This window comes from Gillisia lutea (assembly GCF_021568705.1).
GTDB classification, from domain to species: Bacteria; Bacteroidota; Bacteroidia; order Flavobacteriales; family Flavobacteriaceae; genus Gillisia; species Gillisia lutea.
Genome location: NZ_JAKGTH010000006.1, coordinates 558,535 through 581,362 on the forward strand (window position 1 = coordinate 558,535; position 22,828 = coordinate 581,362).

Annotated in this window: 20 protein-coding genes; 10 read left to right on the forward strand and 10 right to left on the reverse strand. The window is 36.3% G+C overall.

The features are described from left to right. Nucleotides 1-33: 33 nt before the first annotated feature. The 4 genes from L1I30_RS02585 to L1I30_RS02600 are packed head-to-tail and all read right to left on the reverse strand — an operon-like array spanning nucleotide 34 to nucleotide 2,291. A complete protein-coding gene (locus L1I30_RS02585; protein WP_236132686.1) occupies nucleotides 34-633 on the reverse strand; it encodes a Crp/Fnr family transcriptional regulator in 600 nt (199 codons plus the stop codon). A gap of 10 nt (nucleotides 634-643) precedes the next feature. After that, nucleotides 644-1,132 carry a YciI family protein gene (locus L1I30_RS02590; RefSeq protein WP_236132687.1) on the reverse strand — a complete coding sequence of 163 codons (489 nt, stop codon included), beginning with the start codon at nucleotides 1,130-1,132 and terminating at the stop codon, nucleotides 644-646. 23 nt (nucleotides 1,133-1,155) lie between these two features. Beyond that, nucleotides 1,156-1,635 carry a CYTH domain-containing protein gene (locus L1I30_RS02595; RefSeq protein ID WP_236132688.1) on the reverse strand — a complete coding sequence of 160 codons (480 nt, stop codon included), beginning with the start codon at nucleotides 1,633-1,635 and terminating at the stop codon, nucleotides 1,156-1,158. Beyond that, nucleotides 1,635-2,291 carry an NAD-dependent epimerase/dehydratase family protein gene (locus tag L1I30_RS02600; RefSeq protein ID WP_236132689.1) on the reverse strand — a complete coding sequence of 219 codons (657 nt, stop codon included), beginning with the start codon at nucleotides 2,289-2,291 and terminating at the stop codon, nucleotides 1,635-1,637. The genes L1I30_RS02595 and L1I30_RS02600 overlap by 1 nt, the downstream gene beginning before the upstream one ends. Before the next feature lie 113 nt (nucleotides 2,292-2,404). Here L1I30_RS02600 and dinB point away from each other — a divergent pair, with 113 nt between their 5' ends. After that, a complete protein-coding gene (gene dinB / locus L1I30_RS02605; RefSeq protein ID WP_308444036.1) occupies nucleotides 2,405-3,505 on the forward strand; it encodes a DNA polymerase IV in 1,101 nt (366 codons plus the stop codon). A gap of 59 nt (nucleotides 3,506-3,564) precedes the next feature. On the opposite strand, the gene pyk is transcribed toward dinB, so the two are convergent. From pyk to L1I30_RS02630, 5 genes are all read right to left on the reverse strand, one after another. Continuing rightward, complete coding sequence (pyk, locus tag L1I30_RS02610; RefSeq protein ID WP_236132690.1) at nucleotides 3,565-4,995, reverse strand: pyruvate kinase; 1,431 nt, start codon at nucleotides 4,993-4,995, stop codon at nucleotides 3,565-3,567. Next, entirely contained in the window at nucleotides 4,995-5,480 is a 486-nt protein-coding gene (locus L1I30_RS02615) for an IPExxxVDY family protein (protein WP_236132691.1), read from the reverse strand. Before L1I30_RS02615 ends, pyk begins: the two co-directional genes overlap by 1 nt. A 108-nt stretch (nucleotides 5,481-5,588) precedes the next feature. Next, nucleotides 5,589-6,326 carry a ribonuclease III gene (gene rnc / locus L1I30_RS02620; RefSeq protein ID WP_236132692.1) on the reverse strand — a complete coding sequence of 246 codons (738 nt, stop codon included), beginning with the start codon at nucleotides 6,324-6,326 and terminating at the stop codon, nucleotides 5,589-5,591. 6 nt (nucleotides 6,327-6,332) lie between these two features. Next, nucleotides 6,333-7,586 (reverse strand): beta-ketoacyl-ACP synthase II, encoded by a 1,254-nt coding sequence (gene fabF / locus L1I30_RS02625; protein WP_236132693.1) that lies wholly within the window; start codon nucleotides 7,584-7,586, stop codon nucleotides 6,333-6,335. A 16-nt stretch (nucleotides 7,587-7,602) separates the two neighbouring features. Next, nucleotides 7,603-7,836, reverse strand: coding sequence for an acyl carrier protein (locus L1I30_RS02630; RefSeq protein WP_236132694.1), 234 nt, complete (start codon nucleotides 7,834-7,836; stop codon nucleotides 7,603-7,605). Nucleotides 7,837-7,982: 146 nt separating this feature from the next. On the opposite strand from L1I30_RS02630, the gene purN reads away from it, so the two are divergent. From purN to L1I30_RS02650, 4 genes are all read left to right on the forward strand, one after another. Beyond that, a complete protein-coding gene (purN, locus tag L1I30_RS02635) occupies nucleotides 7,983-8,585 on the forward strand; it encodes a phosphoribosylglycinamide formyltransferase (RefSeq protein ID WP_236132695.1) in 603 nt (200 codons plus the stop codon). Beyond that, nucleotides 8,578-9,051, forward strand: coding sequence for a ribonuclease HI (gene rnhA / locus L1I30_RS02640; protein WP_236132696.1), 474 nt, complete (start codon nucleotides 8,578-8,580; stop codon nucleotides 9,049-9,051). Before purN ends, rnhA begins: the two co-directional genes overlap by 8 nt. 87 nt (nucleotides 9,052-9,138) lie before the next feature. Further along, the gene (locus tag L1I30_RS02645) at nucleotides 9,139-10,077 is read left to right on the forward strand and encodes a PfkB family carbohydrate kinase (RefSeq protein WP_236132697.1); all 939 of its coding nucleotides are present in this window, start codon (nucleotides 9,139-9,141) and stop codon (nucleotides 10,075-10,077) included. A gap of 60 nt (nucleotides 10,078-10,137) precedes the next feature. After that, on the forward strand, nucleotides 10,138-12,036 hold the full coding sequence (locus L1I30_RS02650; RefSeq protein WP_236132698.1) for an amidophosphoribosyltransferase: 1,899 nt from the start codon (nucleotides 10,138-10,140) through the stop codon (nucleotides 12,034-12,036). 264 nt (nucleotides 12,037-12,300) lie between these two features. On the opposite strand, the gene L1I30_RS02655 is transcribed toward L1I30_RS02650, so the two are convergent. Continuing rightward, nucleotides 12,301-12,909, reverse strand: coding sequence for a superoxide dismutase (locus L1I30_RS02655; protein WP_236132699.1), 609 nt, complete (start codon nucleotides 12,907-12,909; stop codon nucleotides 12,301-12,303). Nucleotides 12,910-13,080: 171 nt separating this feature from the next. On the opposite strand from L1I30_RS02655, the gene L1I30_RS02660 reads away from it, so the two are divergent. From L1I30_RS02660 to L1I30_RS02680, 5 genes are all read left to right on the forward strand, one after another. Beyond that, nucleotides 13,081-16,206, forward strand: coding sequence for a UvrD-helicase domain-containing protein (locus L1I30_RS02660; protein WP_236132700.1), 3,126 nt, complete (start codon nucleotides 13,081-13,083; stop codon nucleotides 16,204-16,206). A 30-nt stretch (nucleotides 16,207-16,236) separates the two neighbouring features. Continuing rightward, entirely contained in the window at nucleotides 16,237-17,430 is a 1,194-nt protein-coding gene (gene kbl / locus L1I30_RS02665) for a glycine C-acetyltransferase (protein ID WP_236132701.1), read from the forward strand. Between the two features lie 236 nt (nucleotides 17,431-17,666). Continuing rightward, nucleotides 17,667-19,046, forward strand: a complete 1,380-nt coding sequence (locus L1I30_RS02670) for an OmpA family protein (RefSeq protein WP_236132702.1) — start codon at nucleotides 17,667-17,669, stop codon at nucleotides 19,044-19,046. An 80-nt stretch (nucleotides 19,047-19,126) separates the two neighbouring features. Continuing rightward, a complete protein-coding gene (locus tag L1I30_RS02675; RefSeq protein ID WP_236132703.1) occupies nucleotides 19,127-21,883 on the forward strand; it encodes a PD-(D/E)XK nuclease family protein in 2,757 nt (918 codons plus the stop codon). Next, nucleotides 21,870-22,754, forward strand: a complete 885-nt coding sequence (locus tag L1I30_RS02680; protein ID WP_236132704.1) for an alpha/beta hydrolase family protein — start codon at nucleotides 21,870-21,872, stop codon at nucleotides 22,752-22,754. Before L1I30_RS02675 ends, L1I30_RS02680 begins: the two co-directional genes overlap by 14 nt. The last annotated feature ends 74 nt before the right edge of the window (nucleotides 22,755-22,828 follow it).

The window sequence follows — 22,828 nt, forward strand, 5'->3', positions numbered from 1 at the left end:
TTCTAAAGAATTACATTGATGTATGATAAGAAGTTATTTTGAATTCGGTTTAAAGTTACGACGTGCTAGTTCTTTTCGTACCCTGCTTAAACTTTCTGGGGTTATTCCTAAGTAGGAAGCTATCATCCACAGCGGCACTCGCAATAAAAGGTCTGGATAGAGCTCAATGAAATGCATATAGCGCTTTTCTGCGCTGGCACTTATAAGTAAATTTATTCTGGTTTGTAAATGCCGAATATGGTTGTGCAGTAAGCGTTCATTTTCCATCCTGAAAGAAGGACTTATTTCAGAGATTTTTGACACAAAATCCTTTTCTAAATAGATGATTTCGGCATCTTCTATAACATCTATATAAAGTTGTGAAGGTGCATCGAAGTAGGCACTGCTTCTATCGCTTATTATCCACTTTTCTGGTGCAAACTGTATAATGTGCTCCTTACCGTTTTCATCAAGAGTATAGGCTCTTAAAAGCCCTGTTTCAACAAAAAAGGAATGTGTACAAACCTGGTTTTCTTTTAGCAATAACTTTCCTTTCTCTACTTTTTCGCATTTCAATCCCATACCAATTTGCTCGAATTGAACATCGGTAATATCAGTATTTGTTTGAAGAAAATTCTTAAAGTTTTCCAGCATGAAATAAAGCTTATTTCAGTTTACTACCTTTTGCCGCCCACCAGGGGTGAACTTCAACTTTAAGACGACCGGCTTTTACCATAGGATCAAGTTTTGCCAAACTATCGGCCATTTTCATTGTAGGAGTGTTGTACACCACTATGCCCCTTATTTCTCCATCATCCCCAAATGGACCAATCAGGCTTGCATATCCTTCATCGGCCATTCTCCCTAAATGCTCCAAATGCTGTTTTTGTAACTGCGCAGTTTGTAGAGAATCCTGAGTTCTGTTTTCACCACTTTTCAGGAAAACTATATAATACTCCTGCATTAAATAGGTAGTATCCTCCTCTTTATAGGTAAAAGTTTGATGCCCATTAGCATTTAAATCTGCAACCTGTTGCTCTAAAGTAGGCTGTTCTTCTAAATCAGGTATTTCTAATTCTTTAACTTCTTCTTTTTTCTGCTGGCATGAACTAAGGCTTATAAGCACGCTTATTCCTAAAATTATTCTTTTCATCTGCTGATTTTTATTATAAAGTATCAATTCCCTTCTTTCCAGTTCTTATAGGGATTGCTGCTTAATTGAGAATTATAATAACGAACATCCCCCGTTACCTCTTTCCCCAACCATTCCGGTTTCTCAAAACTATCTTCTTCAGAAGTCAGTTCAATTTCGGCAAGCATTAGTCCTTCATTTTCTCCAATGAATTCATCTATCTCAAAAGTAAATTTTCCGGCCTTCACCAAATAACGGACTTTTTCAATCTTACCAGGTTCGCATAACAGCAAGAGTTGTTCAGCTTCATCAACAGCAATCTCTTTCTCCCATTCAAACCTGCTCATCCCGCTTTGTGAAGAACTGCCTTTTATTGTTAAATAGGCTTTGTCTCCATTTATTCTAATGCGTACACTTCTATCTTTATCGGTATTTAAATACCCCTGAAGAATTCGGGTATTTTGAAATGCTTCTTTTTTAAATGCGTCAGATTGCACTAAGAATTTACGTTCTATTTCTATCATTAGGCTGAAGCTATTTGCTGAATCTCATCAGATTCGATTAAAATTTTTGAATATCCAGAATTAGCACAAATGTGCATTGCTTGTGCTATAGTTTCCGGAGGTATCGACCTATATTTTTTTAAAGAACCAATTAATAAATAGTTGACTATTTTCATGCTCTGCTTGGCTAGATTCTCAAAGAAACGCTTCTCTGCCCTATCGCCAGCAATTAAGGAAGGCTGAAAAATATAGGTGCGTGAGATACCTTGTTCCAAAACTGCATGCTGCATTTCCCCTTTTACTTTATTATAAAAAACCTTGCTATTGGCATTGGCCCCTAAAGCAGAGATTACCAAAAAAGTCTCAATTTTATTTTCTCTGCATAGTTTGGCAGCACTTACCGGAATACCATAATCGATCTTGTGATACAAGTCTTTATTGGGTGTCTGGCTCTTAGTGGTTCCTATGCAGCAAAAAACTTCATCAGCCCTAAAAAAATCTTTATACTGTTGAAGTTGCAAAACGTCTATAAGATGCTCCTCTATCTTTTCATTTTGAATATTAACTGAAGATCGGGAAAACAAGATGATCTTGTTATATTTAGGATCATCAAGCAATCGGTTAAGTAAAGCTCTTCCAGTAAGGCCAGTAGCTCCCAATATAATAGCTGATTTCATAATCTTTAAGGATATATGCTCTCAAAGATAAAACTTTGAGCTTACTTATTGAGCTATAGATATTTTGTGATTTCTGAAAGCTCGAAAAATTTCTGTTTCCTTAAATTTGACTTGTGGAAGTTGGCAATATAAATCGGAAAATAATCCATGTCGACATGGATGCCTTTTATGCATCTGTAGAGCAATTGGATAATCCCGACCTGCGAGGAAAACCTATTGCTGTAGGTGGTAATGAAGAGCGAGGTGTGGTGGCTGCTGCAAGTTATGAAGCGCGAAAATTTGGAGTGCGTAGCGCTATGAGCAGTATGGTTGCAAAAAGAAATTGCCCGGAGCTCATTTTTGTGAAACCTCGTTTTGACCGATATATAGAGATTTCTAATCAAATTAGAGAAATATTTCTGGAATACACTAATCTGGTGGAGCCACTCTCTTTGGATGAAGCTTACCTGGATGTCACCGAAAATAAAAAAGGGAACCCCAGTGCCACAATGATCGCACAGGAAATTCGGCAAAAAATAAAAGAAAAGACTGGCCTGAATGCTTCTGCAGGTATTTCCCTCAATAAATTTATTGCTAAAGTTGCCAGCGACATCAATAAACCAAATGGTCAAAAAACAGTACCCCCGGAAGAAGTAGAAGAATTCTTAGAGAAATTGGAGATCAGGAAATTTCATGGTGTAGGAAAGGTGACTGCCGAGAAAATGTTTCAGCTCGGCATATTTAAAGGTATACAGCTAAAACAGAAATCGGAAGAGTTCTTAACAGAGCATTTTGGAAAGAGTGGTTCTCATTATTATAATGTTGTTCGCGGAGTGCATACCAGTGAAGTAAAACCTAATCGTATTCGAAAGTCATTAGGAGCAGAGAGAACTTTTAATGAAAATATTTCGTCTGAGATCTTCATGCTGGAACGCCTTGAAAATATAGCCGAAGAAATAGAGCGCCGCTTAAAAAAGAGCAAGGTTGCGGGAAAAACTGTCACCTTAAAGATAAAATATAGTGATTTCACGTTGCATACACGCAGCAAGACACTTCCCTATTTTATTGCCAATAAAGAAGTGATTTTAGATACAGCAAAAGAACTGCTTTATCAAGAAAAGATGAAAAATTCGGTGCGACTTTTAGGGATCTCACTTTCAAATTTGAATACTGATAAAAATGTCAAGGAAACACATAAGAAGGAAATTGCTATGCAGTTAAAATTTGAATTTTAATGTATAAAAAAACCTCTACATTATGCAGAGGTTTTTTATAATGAGAAACAATTAATTGTCTACTCTATTTCAGAAACACGAAGCGTGTTCACCATTCCTTTATCCATAATTGGCATAGCTGCTAAGTTAATAAGGAAATCACCTTCAGCCACATAACCATTGTCTTTAGCAATGTTATTCACATCTTCGATAGTTTGATCTGTACTTGAAAAACTGTCATAAAAGAAAGCTTTTACACCCCATAATAAACTTAGCTGAGATAAAATTCTCTTATTAGAAGTAAACACCAAAATATTTGATTCAGGTCTCCAAGCCGAGATCTGGAATGCAGTATACCCGCTATTTGTTAAAGTACAAATAGCTTTCGCTTTTATTTCATTCGCCATAATAGCAGCATGATAGCAAACTGCTTTTGTAATATATCGTTTAGTACGAACATGCGGTGGATCATGCGGCACTTTAATTAATGGAGAATTTTCTACACTTTGAATAATTTGTGACATCTTCTCAATTACCTGAACCGGGTAATTTCCTACAGAAGTCTCTCCACTAAGCATCACAGCATCTGCTCCATCCATTACAGAGTTTGCTACGTCATTCACTTCTGCTCTGGTAGGGGTAAGACTCGTGATCATGGTTTCCATCATTTGCGTTGCAATAATCACCGGAATTCTGGCTTTTTTGGCAACTAAAACCAGTTGTTTCTGAATTAAAGGAACTTCTTGGGCAGGAATTTCCACACCAAGATCACCGCGAGCAACCATCAACCCATCACAATAGGCTACAATTTTATCGATATTCTTAACTCCTTCAGGCTTTTCAATTTTGGAAATGATAGGAATTTTGTGTTCACTGTGTTCTTTGATCAAACTTTGAAGTTCCATCAAATCTTCGGCGTGGCGCACAAACGAAAGTGCAATCCAGTCCACCTCCAACTCACACGCGAAAATGGCATCTTTAATATCCTTTTCGGTAAGTGCCGGAAGTGAGATATTTGTATTAGGTAAATTAACTCCTTTTTTAGATTTAAGAGGACCTCCCTGAATTACTTTGGCTACAACTTCGTCCTTCTTATTGGTGCTCACTATCTCGAACATCAATTTACCATCATCCAAAAGTACACGTTCACCAGGCTGAACATCCCTAGGAAACTGATCGTAGTTCATATAAACCCTAGAAGCTGTTCCTTCAAATTCTTTTCCTGTAGCAAATGTGATAACATCACCCGGGTTTACCACAACCTCTTCTTTCATCTTCCCAACTCTAAGTTTTGGGCCTTGTAAATCGGCTAGTATCGCTGCACCAAATCCAAATTCTTCGTTTAATGAACGTATCATGGCTACACGTTCTCTTACATCTTCATAATCGGCATGGGAAAAATTGATTCTAAACACGTTAACGCCTGCTTCTAGCATATCTTTTAAAACAGATTTCTCACTGGTAGCAGGGCCTAAAGTGGCTACAATCTTCGTTCTTTTGTTTGTTGGCATTAGTCTAAAATTAAATTATTTTTTGATTTCAGTTGTTTTGGGTCAACTGTGTATGTTGTAATTATATTAGGAATAAGTGCTATCTGATTTAATAATTTTTGCAACCTAAGATCATCTATATCCTCTTCTATTTTCAAAAAGTAATCTACATCTCTATATTCTGGTATCAAATACGTGCTATGAGAAGTAATTTCCTCTTCAATAAATAAAGAACCGGAACTAATCACTTTCTTTACAGGTCCCTTATATTTATTTTTTATTAAATAACAGCTCCTATATTTAGCTGGTTCTTTAAAAACATATAACGGATATAAGGCTTGAATACTCCCATGATTAAAGTCTACATCACAACGGGCTCGTTTCAAGCAAAGATTTAGATGTTTATTAATAAAATAAGCCATTTTATATTCCTTGACAGAACTATGAATGGCAAACAAATGATACTCGTCTTCCACATCATCCATCATCAACTTGTGGGATAGCATATTCTTAATCTTTAATGCTAAAGATATAATAAGAATGCCAATTTATAGGATATTTGAGAGGATTTTTGGGATATTTCTACGAAAACGTTATAGTGCAATTGCCCGATATTATTCGATATCTATCTTATCTTGAAGTGCATAATATGCCCTTTTCGAAGCCTGCTCTTCAGCCTTCTTCTTCGATGTTGCTCGCGCCTTTGCAACCACCCTGTCGTCTATTCGCAATTTAACAGCAAAATGCTTTACTTCTTCATTTCCAGAATCCTCATAAACCTCGTAGTTGAAGGTTTTCTTTGTTTTTTGACACCATTCAATTAAAAGGCTTTTATAACTTATTACCTTACCTTCCAATTGTTCGATATCTACATAAGGATTGATCACTCTTTCGTAAACGAATTTCTTGGCATACTTATACCCTCTATCGCCATAAATAGCCCCAATAAGAGCTTCGAAGAGGTTTCCATGAATGTTAGCTCCAAACTGATCTTTGGGAATATTCGTTTGAACAAATTCGATTAAGTTTAAATCCTTACCTAATTCATTTAAATGCTTACGACTAACAATTTTTGAACGCATTTTAGTGAGATAGCCCTCATTTCCACCGGGAACAGTTTTAAAGAGGTAAGCAGCAATTATCGCGCTTAGCATAGCATCTCCCAAGAATTCCATCCTTTCAAAATTTACAGCATTCCCAAGCTTATCCTTCTGGTTTAGCGACCTGTGAGTAAATGCTTTTTGATAATGGGAAATATCTTTAGGCTTAAATCCTAAAATCTTTTGCAGGGCAATAAAAAAATTCCCGTCTTTAGAAGAACGGGAATTTAATATGTTTCGAATAACACTCATATCAGCTTATTCGTCTAATTTTTTAAATACTACACAGGCGTTATGACCTCCAAAACCGAAAGTATTACTCATAACTACGTTCACATCACGCTTTTGTGCTTTGTTAAGTGTAAGGTTTAATTCAGAATCTATATTTTCATCAAAATGCTCATGATTGATGGTAGGAGGAACTATTCCGTGCTGCATAGACAATATCGCAGATATTGCTTCTACGGCTCCCGCTGCCCCTAACAAGTGACCTGTCATGGATTTTGTTGAGTTGATATTAATATTTTTAGCATGGTCTCCAAATACTTTTCCAATGGCTTTTAATTCTGCCACATCTCCCAAAGGAGTAGAAGTTCCATGTGTATTAATAGCATCTATATCTTCGGGTTTCAACCCTGCATTTTGTAAACAATTCTGCATAACGGCAACCACTCCGGTTCCTTCAGGGTGTGGGGCTGTCATGTGATATGCATCAGATGATAATCCACCGCCAATGAATTCTGCGTAAATTTTGGCTCCGCGTGCTTTTGCGTGCTCATATTCTTCCAGTACTAGCGCTCCAGCTCCTTCCCCTAATACAAACCCATCTCGGGTTGCATCAAAAGGTCTGGATGCCGTTTCCGGACTCTCATTTCTAGTAGATAAAGCATGCATGGCATTAAAACCACCCATACCGGCTTTCGTAACCGCCGCTTCCGATCCTCCTGAAATAATTACATCGCTGTATCCCAAACGAATATTATTTAAGGCATCAAACATAGCGTTAGCTGCAGAAGCACAAGCAGAAACAGTAGTGTAATTTGCTCCCATAAACCCATGACGAATGGAGATATTACCAGGGGCAATATCTGCGATCATCTTAGGAATAAAGAACGGATTGAAACGCGGTGTTCCGTCTCCTTCAGAAAAATTGATTACCTCATCCTGAAAGGTCTCTAAACCACCTATTCCTGCTCCCCAAATTACGCCTACACGATTTTTATCCACAACATCAAGGTCTATCCCCGAGTCCTTTATCGCTTCATCTGAAGCAACTATGGCATATTGTGCAAATCTATCTAGTTTTCTTGCTTCCTTACGGTCAAAGAAATCAAGAGCATTAAAATTTTTGAGCTCACAAGCGAATTTAGTTTTGAATTTTTCGGCATCGAAATAGGTAATAGGAGCGCATCCGCTTTTACCGGCTACCAATGCTTCCCAATATTCTTCAATATTGTTTCCAATTGGCGTAAGGGCTCCTAAGCCTGTAACTACAACTCGCTTTAACTCCATATAGTACTACTCTTTTTTATTTTGCGTTTTCGATATAAGAAACTGCCTGACCAACTGTGGCAATGTTTTCTGCTTGGTCATCCGGAATTTGAATATCAAATTCTTTTTCGAATTCCATGATCAATTCCACAGTGTCTAATGAATCAGCGCCCAAGTCGTTGGTGAAGCTTGCTTCGTTAACAACTTCATTTTCGTCAACTCCCAATTTGTCAACGATAATCGCTTTTACTCTTGATGCAATGTCTGACATAATATTCTATTTTAATTTTGATTAGGTGGCAAAAATAAAAAACTTTATTTTAAAACCGGTTTTTACTTTAAAAATGTGAAGGTAATTTACGGAAATTTCATTTAAACCCTTTATTTTTACCCTTAATTATTGTTAACACAAATCAATTGACTTCAGCTAAACGCACATACACAAAGAAAGTAATAATATTTGCATCGGGTTCTGGCACCAATGCAGAAAATATCATTCGGCACTTCCAAAAAACTGATTTTGCTGATGTAATTGCTGTTTTTTCCAATAAAGCATCGGCTAAAGTGCTAAAACGAGCCCACGATCTGGACGTAAAAGCGCTATGTTTCGACAGAGAAGCATTTTTTAAAACCAATGATGTCCTTAATATTTTAAAAGATCTAAAACCTGATCTTATTGTGCTAGCCGGATTTTTATGGTTATTTCCATCAAAGATCATACAGGCATTTCCTAATAAAGTGATCAACCTTCACCCTGCACTTTTGCCAAAATATGGGGGAAAAGGAATGTTTGGAGAGCATGTACATAAGGCAGTGATTGCCAATAATGAACAAGAGACAGGTATTACCATACATTATGTGAATGAGCATTATGATGAGGGGAAAATAATTTTCCAGGCTACCGTTCCGGTTAATGCTACTGAAACCCCAGAGAGTTTGGCTTCAAAAATCCATGAACTGGAATATGAACACTTTCCTAAAGTAATTCAAAACCTTTTAGAGTCGCCTGTAAGTGAGTAATCCCGATGTGCACATTTATACCGATGGTGCCGCTAGAGGAAACCCAGGTCCTGGTGGTTATGGTATAGTGATGGAATGGGTTGGTAAACCTTATAGAAAAGAATTCTCTAAAGGCTTCAAGCACACCACCAATAATAGAATGGAGCTGTTGGCTGTTATAGATGCTTTAAAGAAACTTAAAAACCCGGGCACTTCGGTTCTCGTTTTCACCGATTCTAAATATGTAGTAGATTCAGTAGAAAAGAAATGGGTTTTAGGTTGGGAAAAAAAAGGATTTAAAGACAGAAAAAATGCCGATCTATGGAAAGATTTTTTGGTGGAATATCGAAAACATCAGGTAAAATTCAAATGGATAAAAGGTCACAATAACCATGTCCAGAACGAACGTTGCGATGTTCTTGCCGTAGCTGCATCTAAACAACCCAGACTTCTTATAGATAAAGGATTTGAAGAGTCATCTCTTTAGAACTTCCCAAAAATTTTAAAAATTCCATTTTGCTTAATACCTTCTAAAACAAAGCGTATATTTGCAGCAGAAATTTGAAATTAAGTTATGAGTAAATTATTGATAGTAGGCACAGTAGCCTTCGATGCAATTGAAACCCCATTTGGTAAAACCGATAAAATATTAGGAGGTGCCGCCACCTATATTGGCCTGTCTGCTTCTCAGTTCGATGTTGACAGTGCTATAGTTTCGGTTGTGGGAGAGGATTTCCCGGAAGAACATCTAAACTTATTAACCGGCAACAACATCAATATTGATGGACTGGAAATTGTAAAAGGAGGGAAAACTTTCTTTTGGAGTGGAAAATATCACAACGACCTTAACACAAGAGATACGCTGGACACTCAATTAAATGTTCTTGCAGATTTTAATCCTGTAGTTCCTGCAGCATATAAAGATGCCGAAATTGTAATGTTGGGAAATTTACACCCTCTTGTACAATTAAGCGTGTTGGAACAAATTACCAGCCCTAAGTTAGTAGTACTTGACACTATGAACTTTTGGATGGATAATGCTTGGGACGATCTTATGAAAGTAATTTCAAAAGTAGATGTTATCACTATTAATGATGAAGAAGCAAGACAGTTAACTGGAGAGCATTCTTTAGTGAGAGCTGCCAGAAAGATTGAAAAATTAGGCCCTAAATATGTAGTAATTAAAAAAGGGGAACATGGAGCACTACTGTTTCATAACGATCAAATTTTCTTTGCTCCTGCTTTACCTCTTGAAGAAGTATTCGATCCTACCGGAGCTGGAGATACATTTGCAGGAGGATTTACAGGATATATTGCTAAATCCAATGACATTTCTTTTGAGAATATGAAAAACGCTGTTATTTACGGTTCTACATTAGCTTCTTTTTGCGTAGAAAAGTTTGGCACAGAGCGCATGACTGGCTTAAACAAAAATGAAATCAATTCCAGATTGAAAGAGTTTAAAGACTTAACTCAGTTTGATATAGAATTAACACCAACTACTGCCCTGTAATTACAGGGCTTTTTTTGTTCCTTATTTTTTAACCCTATTTGATACCCGAAAGGAATTGTTATGAGTGACGCTTTAAAACACGAGTGCGGAATTGCACAAATTCGACTTTTAAAACCCTTAGAATATTATAAAGAAAAGTATGGTACCGCTTTTTATGGTGTAAATAAAATGTATCTCTTAATGGAGAAGCAGCACAATCGCGGGCAAGATGGCGCAGGCTTTGCCAGTATAAAACTTAATACCCAGCCGGGAGAACGTTATATTAGCAGGGTACGCTCCAATGCAGCACAACCTATTCAGGATATCTTTGCGCAAATTAACGAACGCATTAATACCGAAATTCAAGAGAACCCCGAGTATGCCAATGATGTAGCTTTACAAAAAAAGAACATCCCGTATTTGGGAGAGCTGTTTTTAGGTCACGTGCGATATGGAACTTTTGGAAAAAACAGCATAGAGAGCGTTCATCCTTTTTTACGTCAGAATAACTGGATGCATCGTAACCTGATAGTTGCCGGAAACTTTAACATGACCAATGTTTTTCAACTTTTCGATAATTTAGTTGAATTAGGACAACACCCCAAAGAGCGAGCAGATACTGTTACGGTAATGGAAAAGATTGGCCACTTCTTAGATTCGGAAGTGAGAAAACTTTACAAGAAACTTAAAAATGAAGGCTATTCAAAAGTAGAAGCTTCACCAATAATAGCAGACAGATTAAATGTTGCTAAAATTCTTCGGAAATCAGCTAAAAACTGGGATGGGGGATATGCCATGGCTGGTTTGTTAGGTCATGGAGATTCTTTCGTTCTTAGAGATCCTGCTGGAATTCGTCCCGCTTATTACTATAAAGATGATGAAGTTGTAGTAGTTGCTTCGGAACGTCCTGTAATTCAAACGGTTTTTAATGTAGATTTCGATGATGTTAAAGAGTTGGAGCCGGGACACGCAATAATCACCAAGAAAAACGGAGATGTTTCCATCAAAGAGATCTTAGAGCCATTAGAGCGCAAAGCCTGTTCTTTTGAAAGAATCTATTTTTCACGAGGCAGCGACGCCGAGATCTACAAAGAAAGAAAAATGCTTGGGCGTTTATTGATGCCTGAAGTGCTAAAATCTATAGATCACGATACGTTGAACACCGTTTTCTCATACATACCAAATACGGCCGAAACTTCTTTCTACGGAATGGTGGAAGCAGCACAGGACGAACTGAACCTTCAGAAAAACCAGGCCATTTTAAATGAGAAAGAAAATCTTACCGATGATCGTCTCCAAGAAATCCTCTCTCATAGATTAAGAACAGAAAAAATAGCTATTAAAGATGTTAAACTTCGCACCTTTATCACTGAAGACAGTAGCCGTGACGATCTAGTAGCACATGTTTACGATATAACCTACGGGGTAGTGAAACCTGAAGATAACCTTGTTATTATTGATGATAGCATTGTGCGTGGGACCACTCTTAAGAAGAGTATCATTAAAATGATGGATAGGCTAAATCCCAAACAATTAGTGGTAGTTTCTTCAGCACCTCAAATTAGATATCCAGACTGTTATGGTATAGATATGGCCAGACTAGAAGATTTAGTTGCTTTTAGAGCGACCTTAGAGCTTTTAAAAGAGACCGATCAATACCACATAATTGAAGATATCTATAAAAAATGTAAGGTTCAATTAGACCACGCAGATAAAGATGTTCAAAATTTCGTAAAAGAAATGTATGCGCCTTTTACCGATCAGCAGATTTCAGATAAAATAGCAGAGTTATTAAGTGAGAAAGACGTAAAAACCAAAGTGAAAATAATTTACCAAAGTGTTGAAAACCTTCATAAGGCCTGCCCTAAAAATTTAGGAGATTGGTACTTCACAGGAGATTATCCAACCTTTGGTGGAAACAGGGTGGTAAACAAAGCTTTTATCAACTTCTATGAAGGAAGTAAGGACAGAGCTTACTAATTTCTCTTACATATCATTTTCAAAACCCTGCAAGAATTGTATTTTAACTAATTTCCATGTAGTTTGTCTAAAAGTGTTTGGAGCAGCTCTTTTAATTTCTATATTAGCAGAGCCATAGCATAAGTAGGTTAAGTTCATGGTAGATTTGGGGCAAAAAAAGGTGGATTCTTAATCCGCCTTTTTTTATATCTAATTAAAAAATAAAAAAGCTTGCCAGAACAATATCTGGCAAGCTTTTTTATTTAATTGCTATATTGAAATAGCCTATTTCTCTTTAGAAAATCTAGCAGAAACCTCTTCCCAGTCAATCACATTAAAAAATGCATTGATATAGTCTGGTCTTCTATTTTGATAGTGTAGGTAGTATGCATGTTCCCAAACATCTATTCCTAAGATTGGAGTTCCACCACAACCAACACCTGGCATCAAAGGATTGTCCTGATTTGGGGTAGAACAAATTTCTACTTTTCCTCCTTCATGTACACAAAGCCATGCCCATCCCGATCCAAATTGTCCGGCAGCTGCTTTTGAAAACTCATCTTTAAATGCATCAAAAGATCCAAAGGCAGTATCGATGGCTTTAGCAAGATCTCCTTCTGGTTTTCCTCCACCATTTGGAGACATTATTTCCCAATATAACTTGTGGTTATAATATCCACCACCGTTATTTCTAACAGCAGTATTCGATTTATCTAAATTTTGAAGAATGTTCTCTATAGTCTTACCTTCATTCTCGGTTCCTTTTATAGCATCATTAAGTTTGCTTGTGTAACCTGCATGATGTTTACCATGGTGAATTTCCATAGTTTTTGCATCTATATAAGGTTCTAGTGCATCAAAGGCGTATTTTAATTGTGGTAATTCAAAAGCCATAATTATATATTTTTTTAAATTATTTAATCATTTGTCCCAAATTTAGCTATAAAGACCTTTATTAAAAATATTTTTGTGTTATAAAATACTTAAAGATTGTAGTCTCTCACAGGATATTTTAATCTTTGTAAGTCTAGGCTTATTCTTTAAGCTCCATTTATTCATTTCATTTTGAGAAACCAAAATACATTTACTGTTTACAATGCTTCAGCCGGCTCGGGAAAAACCTTCACCCTGGTAAAGGAATATTTACTATTACTTTTAAAGAGCACGAAGAAAGATGCCTATCGTAATATTCTAGCAATAACTTTCACCAATAAAGCTGTTGCTGAAATGAAATCGAGGGTAATAGCTGCGCTTAATGCACTGGCAACTACTCCTTGCCCCCAAAATTCTTTTGCCCTGATGGATACGCTTAAAGCTGAAACAGGTTTTTCAGAAATGGAGATTCAGCAAAAGTCAAAGGATATTCTTAAAAGCATCTTACATAACTATGCTGCTTTTGATATTTCGACTATCGACAGATTTACCCATAAAATCATTAGAACTTTTGCCAAAGACCTTGGCATACCCGTTAATTTTGAAGTAGAGCTGAACACCGAGTTTGTTCTGCAGGAAGCGGTAGACAGAGTTATTAACAGGGCGGGAGAAGACAAGAAGCTCACCAAAGTACTTTTAGCATACACCCTTTCAAAAATAGATGATGACAAAAGTTGGGATATTACTGCAGATCTATTTTCATTTTCAAGGTTACTCATACAAGAAAATCACCAACAGTACATTAAATTACTGTCAGGAAAAACTTTAAATAATTTTGAAGAATTTTCACAATCTGTAAAGACCGAAATCAGAGCTACCGAGGCTATACTAGACGAAATTTCGACACAGTTTTTCTCTCTTTGCAAAACTGAAGGACTAGAAAAAGCACATTTTTCAAGAGGCTTTGTCTATTCATATTTTAAAAAGTTAAGTGATAAAAATTACAAAGTAAGCTGGGGTGCACAGTGGCAGGAAAATATCGATACCGCGGCATTATACTCCAAAACAGTTCCCGCCTCAAAACAGGATAGTCTGGACCAAAATCAGGATTATATTTCTAGCCTTTTTAAGACATCCCGCTCTGCTATATTCAAAAGAGAATTTTTAAAAGAAGTCGCCAATAATATTACCCCATTATCTTTATTAAGTGAGATATCGGCAGAAATTCAGCATATAAAAACCGAACGAGCTTTGGTGCTCATATCAGATTTCAATCCCACAATTGCGAAAGAAATTAATAATCAGCCAGCACCATTTATTTATGAACGTTTAGGCGAACGTTATAAAAATTATTTTATAGATGAATTCCAAGACACTTCAGAAATGCAATGGCAAAACATGATCCCGCTAGTAGATCACGCCTTGTCTACCGAGCAAGTTAATAATGAAACTTCGAGCCTTACTCTTGTTGGGGATGCCAAACAATCAATTTACAGATTTCGCGGGGGTAAAGCCGAACAGTTTATAGACTTATACGGCTCAGGAAACCCATTCAATGTTGAGAAAAACATCGTCAATCTCCCAAGTAATCATAGAAGCGCCAGAAACATTGTAGAATTCAATAATTCATTCTTTAAATATGTTGCCGGGAAATTTGACAATCCTACTTACAAAACTCTTTTCGAAAATAGCTCTCAAGAAGTCATTAAAGATTTCGATGGCTATGTGAACATCTCTTTTCTAGAAACTCAAAACAAGGAGGAGGAAATGCAGGTTCATCCTGAAAAAGTCTTGGAAATAATACATAGCAAGGGATTAAAAAGAGGTGATATATGTGTGCTTACAAGGACTAAGAAGGAAAGTTTTGCAGTGGCAAATTATTTAAGTGAACAGGGAGTTGCAATAGTTTCATCTGAATCTTTATTGATCTCAAATTCTCCGGAAGTCAATTTCGTAAATGCCATTTTTCAGTTTTCATTAAGTCCGGAAGATAAAAACATCAGATGGGAGCTATTGAATTATTTAATTGAAAGATTGGAAATAGCTGATCCTCACAAAATCCTATTATCCAACTTACACCTTCCATATAATGAGTTTTTTGACTGGTTAAATGAGATTGAAATAAATTTTGACCTTGAAAAACTTCAGGTACTATCATTATATGAAGCGGCTGAATATATAATAAACTCCTTTTATCTTATTGAAACCTCCAATGCCTATTTACAATTCTATCTAGACTTCATTTTTGAACACACCAATAACAATTATGGGGGGATTCCTGAGTTCCTAGAGATCTGGGATCAAAAGAAGTCAAAACTCAGTATTCTAGCTCCAAAAACACAAGATGCTGTTCAAATAATGACCATCCATAAATCGAAAGGTTTAGAATTCCCGGTCGTGATCTATCCATTTGCCAATTCAAAAATTAAAGATGTTAGCAGGGAGAAAGTGTGGGTGCCTATGCCTGATGGTTTGGGTAATATTCCCGTAGGATATTTAAAAGCTTCCCAAAATATGCTTAATTGGGGCGAGGCAGCTTCCAATATCTATCTCGACCTGCTCGCACAAAATGAGTTTGATAGCATGAATGTTTTGTATGTAGCATTTACACGAGCATCACAACAGTTATACATTCTTTCAAATCTGGATACGGATTCAAAAGGAAATTTTTATGAAGATAAAGTCTCTGGACTTCTGACAGGTTATTTGAAATGGAAAAATCTTTGGGAGGAGTCTAAAACCTTTTATGAGATAGGAGAAAACCTTCATCTGGGGTTGCAAGCTGAAACAAGCAACTCAATAAAACCGAGTAAGAACATTTCATCTTTCACCCAAAATTCAGCAGTAAAAATTGTCACTAAAGCTGGGAGTCTTTGGGGATCGGAACAGGAAAAGGCCATTGAGAACGGAATCCTTGTTCACGATTTATTGGCAGAGATTGATACTCCTGAAGATATGCCAAAAGCCCTTGAAAAATATTCAAAGCTGAAGAAACTATCCGATTCCAAGACTAAGGAGTTAAAAGAATTGATTCTCCAAGTGCTCACGCATCCAGAGCTGAATGATTACTTTACTACCAACTATTCAATTTATCGTGAGAAAGATATCATTAGTCCAACCGGAGAGATTTTAAGACCCGACAGACTAAATTTTCAACAGAAGAAAGTAGTAATACTTGATTACAAAACCGGAAGCTCCAGCAACTCCCATATAACGCAAATGAATGGCTATGCCCAGATACTTTCTGAAATGGGTTTCGAAATATCTAAAAAAATCCTCATTTATATTAATAACAAGGTGAACATCCAATTTGTTTAAAAGATGTTTAATTTTGTAAAAAACTGAAACATGTACGGAAAAATAAAAGCACATTTAGAAAAAGAAATTGAAGAAATTAAAGAAAACGGTCTTTATAAAAAAGAGCGTATTATAACGTCCCCACAGGGCGCAGCAATAAAAATTTCTACAGGCGAAGAGGTTTTTAACTTCTGTGCAAATAATTACTTAGGCCTGTCTTCTCATCCGGAAGTAATACAAGCCGCCAAAGATGCCATGGACACTCATGGGTTTGGAATGTCTAGTGTAAGGTTTATCTGCGGAACTCAAGACATTCATAAAGAATTAGAAGCGAAGGTTGCCGATTTCTATGGCACTGAAGATACTATTTTATATGCTGCCTGTTTTGACGCCAACGGGGGGATTTTCGAGCCACTATTAAGTGATAAAGATGCTATTATCTCCGATTCTTTAAATCATGCATCTATTATTGATGGAGTAAGATTATGTAAAGCTGCTAGATATAGATATGAAAATGGAAACATGGACGATCTGGAAAAGCAACTTATAGCTGCCAATGAAAATGGAAATAGATTCAAATTAATTGTTACAGATGGTGTTTTCTCTATGGATGGGCTTGTTGCTCCTTTAGATAAAATTTGCGATCTGGCCGATAAGTATGACGCCCTTGTTATGGTTGATGAATGCCATGCTACCGGATTTATAGGAAAAACAGGGATTGGAACCCTTGAGGAAAAAGGAGTACTTGGTCGAGTAGACATTATAACCGGAACTTTTGGTAAAGCGCTTGGTGGAGCCATGGGAGGGTACACCACAGGTAAAAAAGAAATCATAGATCTTTTAAGACAACGTTCAAGACCTTATTTATTCTCAAATTCATTAGCCCCAGCAATTGTAGGTGCATCTATTAAGGTTTTTGAAATGCTTAAAGACGATACATCTTTGAGAGATAAACTGGAAGAAAACACTAAATATTTCAAAAAAGAAATTAAAGCCGCTGGCTTTGATATTATTGATGGTGATTCTGCTATTGTGCCAGTAATGTTATATGACGCTAAACTATCTCAGCAAATGGCAGATAAATTACTTGAAGAAGGTATTTACGTGATTGGCTTCTTCTACCCTGTTGTACCAAAAGAAAAAGCCCGAATTAGAGTTCAACTTTCTGCTGCACATAGCAAAGCGCATTTAGATAAAGCTGTAGCCGCTTTTACAAAGGTAGGAAAAGAATTGGGGGTTATTTAAAAATCCGAACTTGTTAAAATATTCAAAAATTAATAAATAATTAGAATAGTTTTAATGAATTTGTAATTTCGAACCTTGTTCTAGTAGTCGCTAATTTTTAGGTCATTACCCTTTAACGCCACATATAATAAGGGTTTCAAGCTCTAATTAAGAAAACTTTATTATTTTAAACTTTGTTAATATCGAATTAGCACATACTTTTGTTTCAATTAACACTTATAACTAAATAAACGAATATGAAACATCTTAGCAGATTTTTATTAGCATCCTTAGCTATCTTGAGCTTTTCTAGCATTCAAGCGCAGGATGAGAATAACCCTTGGGCCATTGGAGTTGGTACCAACGTTGTCGATTTTTACCCAACAGGTGAAGACGCTCCCGCAGGAGGTTGGTTTGACCAATACTTTAACGGAGACCACTGGAATGTTATACCAGCCGTATCCAGACTATCTGTAGGTAGATATATTGGAGAAGGTTTCGTTTTTGAGGCTGCTGGTTCAATCAATCAATTAGATAAATTTGGAGATGAGAGCTTAGATAAGCTGTCATACTATGCAGTTGATGGTTCTGTTAACTACAGCTTAAGAGCGCTTTTAAATGATGGATGGTTTGACCCACAACTTGGTGTTGGTGGTGGTTACACTTGGGTTGATAGTGAAGGTTTCGGAACTTTAAACGGTACCGCTGGTTTCAATATCTGGTTTACAGATAATATTGCTTTAAATGTACAGTCAACTTACAAGCATGCATTTCAGGATGAGAATAACCCTCATTTCCAACATGCAGCTGGTATTAAATTCGTTTTCGGAGGTAAAGATACTGACGGAGATGGAGTATATGACAAAAATGACGAATGTCCTGAAACTCCAGGTTTAGTTGAGTTTAACGGATGTCCTGATACCGATGGTGATGGAATTGAAGACCGAAAAGATGCATGTCCTGAGGTAGCTGGTTTAGCTGAATTTGATGGATGTCCTGATACCGATGGTGACGGAATTGCTGATCCTCAAGATGAATGTCCAAATGAAGCAGGAACTGCTGAAATGAATGGATGTCCTGATGCTGACGGAGATGGTGTAAAAGATAGCGCTGATGATTGTCCGAATGAGGCTGGTCCTGCTGCTAACAACGGATGTCCTTACCAAGACAAAGATGGTGATGGTGTTCTTGATAAAGATGACCAATGTCCAGAAGTTGCAGGAACTGCTGCTAACAACGGATGTCCAGAGCCAACTGCCGAAGCTATCTCTGAATTGAACGAGTATTCTAAAACTGTATTGTTCGACTTGAATAAAGCAACAATTCGTCCAGAATCTGCAGAAGCATTGAAAGCTGTGTCTGATATCATGAATGAATATCCTGCTACTGTATTCCACATTGAAGGACATACTGATAGTCAAGGAAGTGATAAATACAACTTGAATCTTTCAAAAGAGCGTGCTGCTTCAGTGAAAGAATTCTTAACCGCTAACGGAGTTCCTGCTAACAGATTAACTTCTGAAGGTTATGGAGAGTCTAGACCAATTGCAACTAACAAAACTGCAAAAGGAAGACAAGACAACAGACGTGTTGAGATTTCTTTAGACAAGGACAAAGAAATGAAAGACAAAGAATAATTAGTATATCTAATGTAGATAAAACTAAAAGTTTACATAAAAACGCTCCGATAACTCGGGGCGTTTTTTATTTTTATGCCATGACATCTTTCCTCTCCCACATTATAAAAGAATTGCTGGATAAGCATTCCAATATCTCTAATTTCAATTTTGTTCTCCCGAGTAAAAGAGCGGGTTCTTTTTTAAAAAAGGAGATTTCAAATTTTCTAGATCAACCGGTATTTTCACCTAATATAATTAGCATTGAAGAATTTGCTGAATCAGTTTCGGGATTAGAAACAATAGATTCCATTACAACGTTATTTGAATTTTACGAAGTATATAAAACTGCATCTCCAAAAGAGGATCTGGAAGATTTCGACAATTTTAGTACCTGGGCACAAACACTCATACACGACTTTAATGAGATTGACAGATATCTCATAGATCCTAATTCCATTTTTAATTATTTATCAGAGATCCAGGATATCAACCACTGGTATCTACAGGAAGAAAAGACAGATCTGGTAAAAAATTATCTGAAATTTTGGAAAAAATTACCCGCATATTATGCATCATTAAAAACAAATTTACTGGAAAAACACCAGGCCTATCAAGGGCTTGTATATAGAGAGGCATCTGAAAAGATAGAAGAATTTGCTTTAAACTCAGGTGCTAATTATATCTTCATTGGCTTTAATGCGCTTAATGCAGCAGAACAGTTAATCATTCAGAAAATGCTGGATCATGGAGCGCAGATCTTCTGGGATATCGATGAGGTCCATTTTCATGATCAGAATCATGATGCCTCCTTATTTATTAGAGATTACGCCGCTTCCTGGCCATATTATAAAACAAATACATTTAATCATATATCATCAAATTATGCAAAGGAGAAAAATATAGAACTGATAGGGATTCCCAAAAATGTAGGTCAGGCAAAATATGTAGGTGAGATTCTTTCAAATTTACCTGCTCAGGATTTAAGCAAAACAGCATTAGTACTGGGGGATGAAACATTATTACTCCCTATGTTGAATTCGTTACCTGAAAACATTTCGGCACTGAATATTACTATGGGATATCCTTTAAAATACAGTCCATTTTCCTCTTTATTTGATAAATTATTTGAATTATCTAAAATTGAAAATGATCAATTCTACTATAAAGATGTTATAAGTATTCTAAGTAATTCTGCTGTAAAGAAAGCTACACAACACCAATCAGATAAAGTTATCTCGATTATTAGAAAAGAAAATTTACTCTACTTATCAAAAGCTCAAATTCTAAGTTTTATCAATGAAAGTGATACAAGTATATTCCAGATTTGCTTTTCTGAAAAAGCTATTTCTCCCATACAACTTGTAAAAAATCTGCTCGAACTTGTTATCGGTCTTAAAGAGTATTTCAAAGAGGACGGGAATGCTTTAAGTCTTGAATTTTTATTTCATTATCATGAAGTTTTTGAGCACCTGGAGGAACTGTTAAATTCATTCACTCATATTAAGTCTATCACTTCCCTACATCATTTTTATAAAGAGTTAAGCAGTTCTCAAACCTTGGATTTTCAAGGGAAACCATTTCAAGGACTTCAACTTATGGGAATGTTAGAATCACGTGTGCTCGATTTTGAGACCATAATATTAACCTCTGTGAATGAAGGAACATTACCTGCCGGTAAAAGCAATAATTCATTTATACCTTATGAATTAAAAAAGACTTTCAACCTTCCCACCTATAAAGAAAAAGACGCCGTTTACACCTATCACTTTTATCACCTATTGCAAAGGGCTAAAAAGGTGTATTTGTTACATGACACCGATACCGAAAGTCAAATGGGTGGTGAAAAAAGCCGATTTCTTCTTCAGCTGGAAGTGGAAAAACAAGCGCTTCATAACATTCATAATTCGGTAGTTGTCCCAGAGGTGCCGAAAATTGAAAACTCTTTGCAAAGTATTCCTAAAACTCCCGAAATAATGGAGAGGTTGAAAGAATTGGCTAAAAGAGGTTTTTCTCCATCTGCGCTTACTACTTATATTAGAAATCCGTTAGATTTCTATAAACAATATATTTTAAGCATCAGGGATAAAGATGAAGTAGAAGAAACCGTGGCTCATAATACTTTAGGTACTGTGGTTCATGCAACTTTGGAAGCTTTTTACATGCCTTTAAAAGGAAGAACACTTGAGCTCGCACAACTGGAGGAATTTAAAAAGCAGATTGCCTTAGAGGTCACTGCCCAGTTTCAAAAGGAATATAGTAAGGTTCCACTTTCTAAAGGAAAGAACTTATTGATTTTAGAAGTGGTAAAGCGTTATGTTTCCAATTTTCTGAATATGGAAATGGAAGAAATAAAATCTGGAAACATCATTAGAATATTGGAAATAGAATCAAATCTAACGGCTGAAATTAATATTCCTGAATTAAATTTCCCTGTAATCATTCGAGGAAATGTTGACAGGGTAGATGAAGCAAATGGTATTTTAAGAATTATAGATTATAAGACAGGGAAAGTAATGCAAAACCAATTAGAGATACTAGATTGGGATGAGCTTACTACCGATTATGACAAGTACGCAAAACCGTTCCAGGTTTTGATGTATGCCACAATGCTCCTTAAAAACAAGGAAGTCACCTCCCCGGTAGAAGCTGGAGTGATCTCTTTTAAGAATTTAAAACCAGGATTTTTAAAATTTGCTAAAAAAGATAAACCCAGGGATAAGGACAAAGACTCTATTATTAGCGCTGAAACTTTAGAAAATTTTCAGCAGCAGTTAAAAGCTTTAATTCTGGAAATATGCAATCCAGACGTCCCTTTTGTTGAAAAAGAAATAAAATCAAATTATGGAAATTACTAAGATTAAAAATATTGAAGTTAAAGGAAATACTAAGAAACCTATTCTAACCGACCTCGTATTTTCTTCGGAAGAAAAACCTAAACCCGTCGTTATATTTTGTCATGGCTATAAAGGCTTTAAAGATTGGGGTGTATGGGATATGATGGCAAAAACCTTTGCTGAAAAAGGGTTTTTCTTTCTTAAGTTCAACTTTTCTCACAATGGAACAACTTTAGATAATCCAACCGAATTTATGGATATTGAAGCTTTCGGCGATAACAATTATACACAGGAATTAGATGACATTCAATATATAATCGATTGGCTCATGATGCCCGATTTTGAATATGCGCAACATCTTGATTATTCAAACCTCAATTTGATTGGCCATTCCAGGGGTGGAGGAATTGCAACTATTAAAGCTGCTGAAGAAGCTCGCATCAGCAAACTTATTACTTTATCTGCCGTATCCGATTTTGCTTCCCGTTTTCCGGAAGAAGAAGTATTGGAAAAATGGAAAGAAAAAGGGGTGAGCTATATTGTAAACACAAGAACGAAGCAGCAATTACCACATCATTTTCAATTCTACACAAATTTTAAAGAAAATGAAGAAAGGCTTACCATTTCAAGAGCTACTCAAGCTTTAAAAATACCTCATCTTATTGTTCATGGAAGTAAGGATACAAGTGTTTCCATTGCCGATTCCGGAAAATATTTTGAGTGGAGCCCGTTCCCGGAGTTATTATTAGTAGAAGGGGCCGATCATGTTTATGGAGCCTCACATCCTTGGGAAGCAAATGAACTACCTAATGATCTACAATATATCCTGGAAAAATCTTTTGATTTTTTAATCTCATCGAATGAAGAACTAATGGCCAACAGAAAGGGGTAAAACGAATAAGTATAGGATAAAACAGCTTCTTAGAAATTAGTTTTACCAAGTTGATTTTTTGTTTATCTTTGAAG

Coding starts and splice junctions, on each gene's coding strand:
- L1I30_RS02585 (WP_236132686.1), bottom strand. CDS start 633: ATGCTGGAAAACTTTAAGAATTTTCTTCAAACAAATACTGATATTACC.
- L1I30_RS02590 (WP_236132687.1), bottom strand. CDS start 1,132: ATGAAAAGAATAATTTTAGGAATAAGCGTGCTTATAAGCCTTAGTTCA.
- L1I30_RS02595 (WP_236132688.1), bottom strand. CDS start 1,635: ATGATAGAAATAGAACGTAAATTCTTAGTGCAATCTGACGCATTTAAA.
- L1I30_RS02600 (WP_236132689.1), bottom strand. CDS start 2,291: ATGAAATCAGCTATTATATTGGGAGCTACTGGCCTTACTGGAAGAGCT.
- pyk (WP_236132690.1), bottom strand. CDS start 4,995: ATGCCAACAAACAAAAGAACGAAGATTGTAGCCACTTTAGGCCCTGCT.
- L1I30_RS02615 (WP_236132691.1), bottom strand. CDS start 5,480: ATGCTATCCCACAAGTTGATGATGGATGATGTGGAAGACGAGTATCAT.
- rnc (WP_236132692.1), bottom strand. CDS start 6,326: ATGAGTGTTATTCGAAACATATTAAATTCCCGTTCTTCTAAAGACGGG.
- fabF (WP_236132693.1), bottom strand. CDS start 7,586: ATGGAGTTAAAGCGAGTTGTAGTTACAGGCTTAGGAGCCCTTACGCCA.
- L1I30_RS02630 (WP_236132694.1), bottom strand. CDS start 7,836: ATGTCAGACATTGCATCAAGAGTAAAAGCGATTATCGTTGACAAATTG.
- L1I30_RS02645 (WP_236132697.1), top strand. CDS start 9,139: ATGAGTAAATTATTGATAGTAGGCACAGTAGCCTTCGATGCAATTGAA.
- L1I30_RS02650 (WP_236132698.1), top strand. CDS start 10,138: ATGAGTGACGCTTTAAAACACGAGTGCGGAATTGCACAAATTCGACTT.
- L1I30_RS02655 (WP_236132699.1), bottom strand. CDS start 12,909: ATGGCTTTTGAATTACCACAATTAAAATACGCCTTTGATGCACTAGAA.
- kbl (WP_236132701.1), top strand. CDS start 16,237: ATGTACGGAAAAATAAAAGCACATTTAGAAAAAGAAATTGAAGAAATT.
- L1I30_RS02670 (WP_236132702.1), top strand. CDS start 17,667: ATGAAACATCTTAGCAGATTTTTATTAGCATCCTTAGCTATCTTGAGC.
- L1I30_RS02675 (WP_236132703.1), top strand. CDS start 19,127: ATGACATCTTTCCTCTCCCACATTATAAAAGAATTGCTGGATAAGCAT.
- L1I30_RS02680 (WP_236132704.1), top strand. CDS start 21,870: ATGGAAATTACTAAGATTAAAAATATTGAAGTTAAAGGAAATACTAAG.